The organism is Trichocoleus sp. ST-U1 (assembly GCF_039961835.1).
Lineage (GTDB): Bacteria > Cyanobacteriota > Cyanobacteriia > Cyanobacteriales > FACHB-T130 > FACHB-T130.
In genome coordinates, this window is sequence record NZ_JAMPJZ010000129.1 from 1 (window position 1) to 10,214 (window position 10,214).

Sequence of the window (10,214 nt, forward strand, 5' to 3'; positions counted from 1 at the left end):
TTGCAGTCATCTGCCTTATGTTCGTCAACGATTACCCGAAAGCGGACTGCGCCACAGTGACAGCCGCCTTCGTAGGTAATTGGTTCTTCTGTTTGTGCGCTCATATTAGTCATTCACGGTTAGCAGAGTTTGGTTGATTTCCAGTTCCTAGTCTATTGTTAATGACTATTTTCTAGCACTTCTCTCGCAAATAATGGTTAAAGTGTAGAGAAAAGCGTGGTTCGCTACTTTTAGGACCGCTCTACAACTATAATAAATTAAACATAAATATATATTTCTTTATGAGATTAAAAGTAAATATTGTTTAGTATAAACAAAAACCAATTTTAAAATCAGTTAGGAAATTCTAACGTAAAAGAGCCATTACTTAGGTTTTCTCAGGAGGTAATGTTTTTTATCGAGCTGCAATGAGTTATTATAATTGCTGGCTCAAATATCTATGATAGACATAGCCTTTTTAGAAAGCGAACGATTGAGTTGGTATAGCATTTAACATTACATAGCCATAACTGAGGCATTCAAACCCATCAAACAACTTGCTATTTAGTCCATTAAATTAGTTTTTTGATAAACAAAGATAAAAATTTAGTCCCTCTATCTCTATGAAAAAAAAGGGGTAAGAGATTACAAAATGGACGCAAATCACCAGCCAATTGGGCATGACTATTTACAAGGTGAAGGTGCTTCTGGAGAGTTACAACAAACTATTGCGGGTGCAGATGTAGAACGTCCCCAACTTGAGGAAGAACTGCGGAACACGAGAGCTGAACTAGAAGCATACCGAACACTGTACAACAAGACTCCCTGTATTCACTTTACTTTGGATTCAGAAGGAGTCGTTGTTGGGGTTAATCAGTTTGGAGCGGCTCGTCTTGGTTATAGCGTCCAAGAGTTGGTTGGAAAAACAATTTTCAGCACTTTTGCTCCTGACGAGCGAGAAAAGTTAAAAGCTGAGTTTGCTCAGTTTTTGCAACAAGCAATTCAAGAAGCATTTGAGTTGAGTTCAGGGATCGAGTTAAACGCTTTGGTTACTAGTTGGGAATTGCGTGCCTGTTGCAAAGACGGCAGCATTTTTTGGGTAAATGTTACCGCTAGCATTGTACGAAGAACGAATACGGATAGAGTTGTCCTTCTGGTTTGCGATGACATAACTGAGCGCAAACAAGCACAGGAACGTCTACATTTACTGGAGCAGGTTCTCCGTGATTGCTGCAATGGCATTGTCCTTACTGACTCCAATCAACCAGATAATCCAATTATTTATATCAATCCAAGTTTTGAGCGTTTAACAGGCTATTCTGCTGAGGAAATCATAGGGTACAACTGCCGCTTCTTGCAGGGCGCTGACACTGCTCAGCCAGCACTTGATGAGCTACGAATGGCGATTAGGGAAGCTAGAGAATGCCATGTCACCTTACGCAACTATCGCAAAGATGGCACCCTTTTCTGGAACGAACTCTATCTTTCCCCAATCGGGAGTCCACAAGGGAATCTAATCGGTTTTGTGGGGATTCAGACTGACATTACCGAGCGCAAACAGGCAGAAGAGGCACTAAGCAAAAGCGAAGCAAAAAATCGCGCTCTTATAAGTGCCATCCCGGATTTGATCTTCCGAATTAGCAAAGATAGCACTTATTTGGACGTCAAAACGGCAAGAGATTTTGATACGTTGTTACCTGCTCAGGAATTCTTAGGTAAAAAGTTAGACGAGGTTTTGCCTATAGAAGTCGCTGAGAAAGCCAAATACCATGTGGAGCAAGCACTTTCTACGAACGAAATCCAAATCTTCGAGTATCAGCTTCCCAAAAATGGCAATTTGCACGATTACGAGGCGCGGCTTGTTGTCAGTGGGGAAGATGAAGTTTTAGTCATTGTGCGCGACATCAGCGATCGCAAAGCCGCTGAAGAGTCACTGAGACAGCAAACCGAGCGGGAACGACTGCTGAGGGCGATGCTAGAACGCATCCGTCAGTCTTTAAATTTAGAAGAGATTCTCAACACGACGGTGTCTGAAGTCCGGCAATTTCTCGCCTCCGATCGAGTGATCGTTTTCCGCTTTCAGCCGGACTGGAGTGGAGTCGTGGTAGTGGAGTCTGTCGCCAACGGTTGGACTCCCATCCTGGGAACAACAATCCACGATCCTTGCTTTGAACAAGTCTATGTCCAGTACCAACAGGGTCGCACTAAAACTATAGAAGATATTTATACAGCCGAGTTGAGTCAATGTCACATCGATTTACTACATCGGCTTCAAGTTAGAGCCAGCTTGATCGTCCCGATTCTCCAAGGAGAGGAATTGTGGGGACTGCTAATTGCTCATGATTGTTCGCAACCCCGACAGTGGCAACAGTTGGAAATTGATTTGCTTTGTTCATTGGCAACCCAGGTAGCGATCGCAATTCAGCAAGCCGAACTCTATAACCAAATGCAACAACAAGCTCAGCGCGAGCAAGCATTGAATCGGTCGATTTCTGCAATTCGTAGCTCTCTAGAATTAGAAGTAATTTTTGCCACAGCCACAACGGAAATTGGTCAGCTTTTGCACATCGACCACGTTTCTATCCTGCAATATCTTCCGCAGCGGCAGGTTTGGCTGAATGTGGCACTTTACTATCAAGGTTCCAGTTTGTCGAGCAGGCTGGGTATGGAATTTCCAGATGCAGACAATTTGTTGGGAAGGCAACTCAAGCAGTTACAAGTGGTTTCCATTCACGATACTCAGACTATCGAGGATGAGGGGAATAAGCCTCTAGCAGAGGCTTATCCGGGTGCTTGGTTGTTGGTACCGATACACTTTCAAGGAGACCTCTGGGGAATATTAACACTATCGATGGAAGGTCGTCCTCGCTACTGGCAAGACTCAGAGGTAGACCTGGTTTGTGCATTCGCGGCTCAACTGGCGATCGCGATTGGGCAATCCACCCTGTTTAAGCAGGTGCAGCAGCTGAACGCCAATCTAGAACGCCAAGTGCAACAACGGACGACCCAACTGCAAAAAGCGCTTGGCTTTGAAGCCGTGCTAAAACGCATCACCGACAAAGTCCGCGATAGTCTCGACGAAAGCCAGATTTTACAGGTAGCCGTTCGAGAGTTAGCGCTTTCATTTAATATGGGCAGCTGTCATGCTTCGCTCTACAACCTGGAGCAAGAAACTGCCACAATTTGCTACGAGTACGCCACCTCAATGCCTTCCTCGCAGGGTCAAGTGATGCAAATGGCAGACTTCCCGGAAATTTACGCTCCTCTACGACAAGGTAAATGTTTCCAATCTTGTTCAATCAGTCCCGACTTTGTCCGGAGTAAAGTGGCGATGTTGGCTTGCCCGATATTGGACGATCAAGGAGTGCTGGGGGATTTGTGGTTATTCCATCGCCCAGACTATACCTTCAAAAAACTAGAGATCCGGCTGGTGCAGCAAGTAGCGAATCAATGCGCGATCGCAATCCGTCAAGCCCGATTTTATCAAGCATCCCTGGCACAAGTAGAGGAACTCGAAAAACTCAATCGGCTCAAAGATGAATTCCTCAGCACCGTTTCTCACGAATTACGTTCGCCTGTATCCAACATGAAAATGGCGGCTCAGATGTTGGAAATCACCCTCAAGCGCGAGGGTGTCTTGGATGCCAAAATAGCAAAACCCCCTACAGAAGTCAGCAAAGTCAGTCTCTACTTGCAGATATTGCAGAAGGAATGCAAACGCGAAACCGATTTAATCAACGATTTGCTTGATTTACAACGCCTAGAGGCAGGGACGCGACCCTTGGATTTAGACGTCATCGAACTTCATCTCTGGTTGCCCCAAATTGTAAAACCTTTTCAAGAGCGTGCCCAAAACCGCCAACAAATCTTGCAGGTTGACATCCCCTCTCAATTACCTCGTTTAGTCTCCGATTCATCTAGTTTGGAACGCATCCTCGCAGAATTGCTCAACAATGCTTGTAAATACACTCCTCCAGGAGAAAAAATTGTCCTCACCGCCGAAGCGAAATCGGGAACCCTTCAATTGAGTGTCAAAAATTCTGGGGCTGAAATTCCTCAGAGCGAGCTAACCCGCATTTTTGATAAATTTTACCGAGTTCCCAATGCCGATCCCTGGAAGCAAGGCGGAACTGGCTTGGGACTGGCACTGGTGAAGAAACTGACAGAGCATTTAGGAGGCGAAATCTGGGTTGAGAGTGGATCGGGTCAAACCGGCTTTATCATAGAGCTACCGATTAATTTTGCTTATAGTTAACTTTCCCCAACGCCTTCCCCAACCCCAAGGGAAACACGAAGGCATCTCATCCCTGCGGTGTGGCAAATCTAGCGATTTTGGTTTGGATGCACTACGGTTTAACCCTATCCCATCCGCGGAAAGGGGTTCCATATCCCCGCCGGGTGAATAGCGAGGGGTTGAGGGCGAGGTTCCAAGTGGATTGCACCCCTGAGTGAGAACCGCTATAAAGTACGGATGTCAATTCGTTGCTTCTTAAATCTCTACAATTTTTTTTTAGCTGGACAACTGACATGATGTGGTTTTGAATGTAAGAGCATATACGAGGTCGTAACAAACGCCTCCCTATCCCATCTACTTCAGTTGCTAATTTAGTTGCTAAGTTAACCCGATTTGAGTAGGGTGTTAAGTTATGATTCTCGGAGTGCATCAGTTGCGACTATTTGTGGTTCAGTTACCGTTGAAAAGCAAGAGCGATGAGTGAAAAGAGTACAGCATTTCTGGCCGGGGCTGCCTTCGCCGGAATTGCAGCTTTCGTCTTGCTTAGAACTGGCGGGAATCCCAGTCAAGCCAACCTGCCGACTTACCTGCCCTCGCCACCGCAGCCAGGACAGCCCTACGGCACGATGCCGCAGCTGCCGCCTCCGCCTCCAACTGCGGCTGGTGTCTCACCGGATACGACTCCCTATTGCTTACAGCAGCAGAGCGAAACTCAAAGGCTAAAAGATCGGCTGGAACAGCAACAAAGTGAAACCGAACAGGTGAAAGCCCAGCTGCGGAATCAGCAAATGGTGATTGAGGCTCTGACTACGCAGGCAAAAGCAAATGTCTATCCTCCGCCGGTCAACCCAACCCAAGCCTTGCCTGCTGTTCAAGAGCAACAGCCGTTAAATCCCATGCTGACAGGCATCCTCTGGGCAGTAGGAGGCATGGTTCTCACTGTCATTAGTGGGGTTGTGCTGGCAGCAGCCTTTGCTTTGCTGTCGCAACAGCAGCGTCCTCCCCGGACAGTACAAGTGATTCACCCCATCCAACCCCCCCCGCCAACCTTATCTCACAGACGGCGTTCTGAGTTTCTGCCCCCGCAGCTAGAAGGTAGGCGGAATGACTCCATCGACTACGACAGGTAGACAAACGTTGACCGCTTCTCAGCTATCGAGCAGGATGTTGTGTCATTGCAGCTAGGGTTGAAGTTCGGATAAATCCGAAGCCAGCAGATGGTCAATCAATTCGATTACCCCAGCACCGCGATCGCCCTTCGTGACAAAATCGGCAATCTCTTTGAGCATGGGCAGGGCGTTGGCAACGGCGACACCACACTCGCACAGGTTCAGCAAGGCGCTATCGTTTTCGGCATCGCCAACGCCTACGGTGTTATGCGGCGATAATCCCAGTTCGCTCAATGCCACGCTTAACCCAGAGGCTTTGTATCTTCCAGGCAATTGAACGCTATAGTTGCTTTGATTTTAATGGGAATAGGCGGCGTTACTGCTCTTACAGGTAGAGATAAGTTATTTTTATCAATTTAAATTGCCTGACTTAGTTGTTGAATTTCTCTACTGGCGTATTTCAAGGGTTGTTTTTGACAGGTTCTAGCCCGCACTTGTAGTAAGCGATCGCCCAATCTTCTTGCGCCTGCACAACTAAGACGCGCATGGCTGACTCGTCGCTAGCAATGTCTTCATCTATCGGCGATCGCTCATTTTTTCGAGTCGAGCTTTAAACCCAAAACTGCCGAGTGAAGTCAGCATCGCCCCAATGTGCCTGAGAAGCGAATGGATATAGACATCTAACGCCAATTGAGCGCGTTAGTTGCCTTTTGCAACGGCACTCTGAATCTAGGGCAGATATCCCGATAAAAAAGTACCACTTGAGGGACACCTGGCAATACTTTTTCAATCGCTTCAATTCCCTTTAAGTTGGCTGGGTAATAGAGTAGGGTTAAGCCTCAATGAAATATTTTTTAAAATGTCAGCTTGACTTTCTTCTCTAGTCATTACAGCGTCTTGCTTGCGATCGCTTCCCGCGTTCCAGGTAAACTTAAACGAGACGTAATTTCAGCCGCTATGCATCAACGAGTTTGTTTAGTTGATAGCAATCCTTATTCATTCATGAACTAGGATTGCACTAATTACTCCTTTTTGACATTCAATTATGATATTTTTGCGGTTTTTAAATACCTTAAAAGCGACAAGAGCAGACTTCCTTTGCATCCCTCTTAAGTTCTCTTCGCCAAAGATATTTTTTCAAAGAGGTGCATATCAAACGGAAAATGCTATAAATTCAAACTAAATTTTTAGGATAGAAAAACCAGCCCTTCTTTTTTTGTCGTCAGCTAAAAGCCTTAATAGATAACAACTATTGGGCTTGCATCCTCCAGCAATGGGTGGATGATTGAAAATTCTCAACATATATTAGGGATATGACAATTCTGTAGCTATCTATGAGCTACTGCATCAATCCCTGCTGCCCCAAACCTAACGATCCAGCCAACGCCAACAACCGTATTTGCCGCAATTGTGGCTCAGAGTTGCTGGTACAAGGGCGCTATCAGGTCATGCGCCTACTGAGTGACAACAGTGGCTTCGGCAATATTTATGAAGCCTACGAGGGCGCAACCCCCAAAATCCTGAAGATCCTCAAAAAAGATCACAACACGAATGCCAGAGTCGTCGAGCTATTTCAGCAAGAAGCCATTGTATTAAGCCAGCTGAATCATCCCGGCATCCCCAAAGTTGAGCCTGATGGATACTTTCAGTTTTATCCCAGAAACAGCCGAGAGCCAGTGTATGGCATCATCATGGAGAAAATTGATGGTCCCAACTTAAAAGAGTGGATGCAACAACAGGGCGATCGCCCTCTCGATCAGCGGCTAGCTCTTGACTGGTTAAAACAGCTCGCTGAGATTTTACATCTTGTCCACCAAAAAAACTATTTCCATCGTGATATTAAACCCGCAAATATCATGATGCACTCCACAGGGCATCTGGTATTAATTGACTTTGGCACCGCCAGAGAGATGACCTATACTTACCTTGCGGAAGTCGGCGGCGCAGGCAGTGTCACGAGGATTAGTTCTGCTGGCTATACACCTCCAGAGCAAGAAAAAGGTCATGCTGTACCCCAGTCAGATTTCTATGCCTTGGGCAGAACTTTTGTTTATCTGCTGACTGGCAAACTAGCAACAGATCGCGCAATTTATGAACCTTTAACGGATAAAATTAATTGGCGCAATCATGCACCGGGTATTTCACCCTTACTGGCAGATTTTATTGATAAACTGATGGCTCCTACCGCAGGAGCGCGGCACAAAAATACTCAAGAAATTTTAGATGAACTCGCTAAAATTTCACAGTCTTTATCTAGACATAAACCTTCTCCTAATTTTAGTCTGATTGGTATCGGGGCAATTGTTGGGATACTGCCCCCTTGGAAGCCTTCATTAGCCCCAACGATCATTGTTAGTAAGAAAAATAAAAATAAATGGTTGATGGGGGGAGCCGTTGCTTGCTTGGTCGGATTAGGAGGATATGGAATTTGGCAACTATCTTACCAAGACGCGCCCAAAGTTATCGCTTATGAAAATCTTTCGGGAGTTAAAACGCTTCATGGACATGAAAGCCAGGTAAATTCTCTGGCGATTAGCCCGGATGGACAAATTTTAGCCAGTAGCAGTGCAGATAAAACAATTAGAATTTGGAACCAGTCTACAGCCAAAGAGATTCGCATCATAAAAGGGCATGATAGCTACATAAATTCTCTAGCGATTAGCCCAGATGGAAATACATTAATAAGTGGCAGCGCCGATAAAACAATTAAAATTTTAAATATCTCCACGGGTCAAGAAATCCATAGATTAAAGGGACATTCTAACCCTATTAATTCTGTTGCGATTAGCTTTGATTGGCAGACTCTAGCCAGTGGCAGCGCCGATAAAACAATTAAAATTTGGGATATTTCTACGGGTAAAGCAATCCGCACGTTTCAGGGTCATTCCCAACCTGTTAATTCCGTTGCAATTAGCCCAGATGGGCAGACTTTAGCCAGTGCTAGTGCCGATAAAACAATTAAAATCTGGGATATTTCTACTGGCAAAGCAATCCGCACACTTCAGGGGCATTCTCAACCTGTTAATTCCGTTGCGATTAGCTCGGATGGGCAGATTTTAGCCAGTGCTAGTGCTGACAAAACGATTAAGATTTGGGATTTAAACACTGGGAAACAAATTCACACCCTCACCCGGCATTCTAACTATGTGAATTCGGTTGTGATTAGCTCAGATGGACAAACTTTAGTCAGTGGCAGTGCGGACAAAACAATTAAAATTTGGAATCTTTCAACGGGTGAAGAAATTCGCACGCTTACCGGGCATTCTAGCTGGGTTAAATGTATTGTGATTAGCCCGGATGGACAGACGATTGCTACTGGCAGTGGTGACAGTAATATCAAAATTTGGCAGGTGCCGATCGCAGATGCCCGATGACTCACGGGGATATGGGCAGAGGCGGCTGTTAGATGTTTATCAGCTTCCCTTGTGCGATCGCGCTACAATCTAGCACTATAGGAACTTGTTAACAGTATTTTATCGATATTTTCCTAGATATAAATAATTTTTTTATAGTTTATCTGTCTCTATTTAGATAATTATTCAGAAGTTAAATCATTCTTCACGGTTTAGCACTAAATCAACTATAGCAGTTCTCACTTGAGTGCAATATAGACTCAGAACCTCACCCCCAACCCCTCTCCGTTCACGGAGAGGGGGGAATATTGAGGAATATTGAACCCCTCCCTGTGAACGGGGTGCGGCAGGGGTGAGGTTAAACCGTACTACATCCAATAGAGAATTGCTATAACCTTAGAAATAAATTATGAATATATTTATTTTTATAATAGAAACTGTGTCATCTAGATACTGACCATAGATAGAGTCAAAATTATGAATTTTTAATTAAAATCAACAACATTTTGTAAGCGGAAAAGAGGAATGAATTTTCAAACATCGGTATCAACAGCATGGGGGAAAATTCAGGCAATGATCGATGGCCTGATTGTCATGGTGCCTAATATTGTGTTAGCACTAATCGTCTTTGCGATATTCTTTTTCGCAGCAAGAACGATTAAGGCGACGGTCAGACGGCTTACCAGAAGGCATCGACAAGCTCGGAATCTAGGGCTGGTGCTAGGTCGTTTGTCGCAGGGAATTGTTATTTTAGTCGGTTTATTTGTATCATTATCCATCGTCATCCCGACATTCAAGGCAGGAGATTTAGTTCAACTGTTAGGTATCAGTGGGGTCGCAATTGGGTTTGCATTCCGCGATATTCTCCAGAATTTTCTGGCTGGTATTTTAATTCTGTTGACCGAGCCATTCCAGATCGATGACCAAATCGTATTTAAAGACTTCGAGGGAACGGTTGAAAACATCCAGACGCGAGCCACGACCATTAGAACCTATGATGGTCGTCGCATCGTGATTCCGAATTCTGAGCTGTTTACAAACTCGGTAACGGTGAACACTGCTTTCGAGAATCGCCGCCTTCAGTACGACGTGGGTATTGGTTACGGCGACGACATTGACCGGGCGAAACAACTGATTCTAGAAGCGATCGCTAGCGTCGATGGTGTTTTGGAAGATCCAGCTCCCGACGCCCTTGTAGTGGATCTAGCGGACAGTACCGTGAATATCCGCGCCCGTTGGTGGGTACAGCCGCCGCGACGTGCAGATATTCTCGATAAGCAGGATCAAGTTCTCGCTGCGATTAAAAATAAGCTCACGGCTAACGGCATTGATATGCCCTTCCCAACGCAGCAAATCCTGTTTCACGACCAAACTGAAGAGACAGATGGCGATCGCGCTCGTCAGCGTGAAGGATGGCCCGCTGGGAAACAAGAAGTGCCAAAACCCCGCAGTATCGGCGGTTCCCTCCGGAAGCTAGCAGAAATGCGTGCCCAAAGAGATGGAAATGGCAGCCATAGAGACGAGAACCCCGATCGCCCT

Annotated in this window: 5 protein-coding genes and 1 pseudogene; 4 read left to right on the top strand and 2 right to left on the bottom strand. The window is 45.5% G+C overall.

Annotation, left to right across the window (positions count from 1 at the left end):
- A pseudogene (locus NDA06_RS25380) lies at positions 1–104 on the bottom strand (GFA family protein); the annotation flags it as partial.
- A 527-nt stretch (positions 105–631) separates the two neighbouring features.
- Between NDA06_RS25380 and NDA06_RS25385 the strand changes: the two are divergent.
- Both NDA06_RS25385 and NDA06_RS25390 read left to right on the top strand, forming a co-directional pair.
- On the top strand, positions 632–4,234 hold the full coding sequence (locus NDA06_RS25385) for a GAF domain-containing protein (RefSeq protein ID WP_190985095.1): 3,603 nt from the start codon (positions 632–634) through the stop codon (positions 4,232–4,234).
- Between the two features lie 455 nt (positions 4,235–4,689).
- Positions 4,690–5,343, top strand: coding sequence for a heterocyst differentiation related protein (locus NDA06_RS25390; RefSeq protein ID WP_190525488.1), 654 nt, complete (start codon positions 4,690–4,692; stop codon positions 5,341–5,343).
- Between the two features lie 51 nt (positions 5,344–5,394).
- On the opposite strand, the gene NDA06_RS25395 is transcribed toward NDA06_RS25390, so the two are convergent.
- Positions 5,395–5,655, bottom strand: coding sequence for an HAD hydrolase family protein (locus NDA06_RS25395; RefSeq protein WP_190985096.1), 261 nt, complete (start codon positions 5,653–5,655; stop codon positions 5,395–5,397).
- Positions 5,656–6,656: 1,001 nt separating this feature from the next.
- Between NDA06_RS25395 and NDA06_RS25400 the strand changes: the two genes are divergently transcribed.
- Positions 6,657–8,696 carry a serine/threonine-protein kinase gene (locus tag NDA06_RS25400; RefSeq protein ID WP_190985097.1) on the top strand — a complete coding sequence of 680 codons (2,040 nt, stop codon included), beginning with the start codon at positions 6,657–6,659 and terminating at the stop codon, positions 8,694–8,696.
- 504 nt (positions 8,697–9,200) lie between these two features.
- The coding region (locus NDA06_RS25405; protein ID WP_348251914.1) for a mechanosensitive ion channel family protein at positions 9,201–10,214 on the top strand (1,014 nt) is incomplete at its 3' end.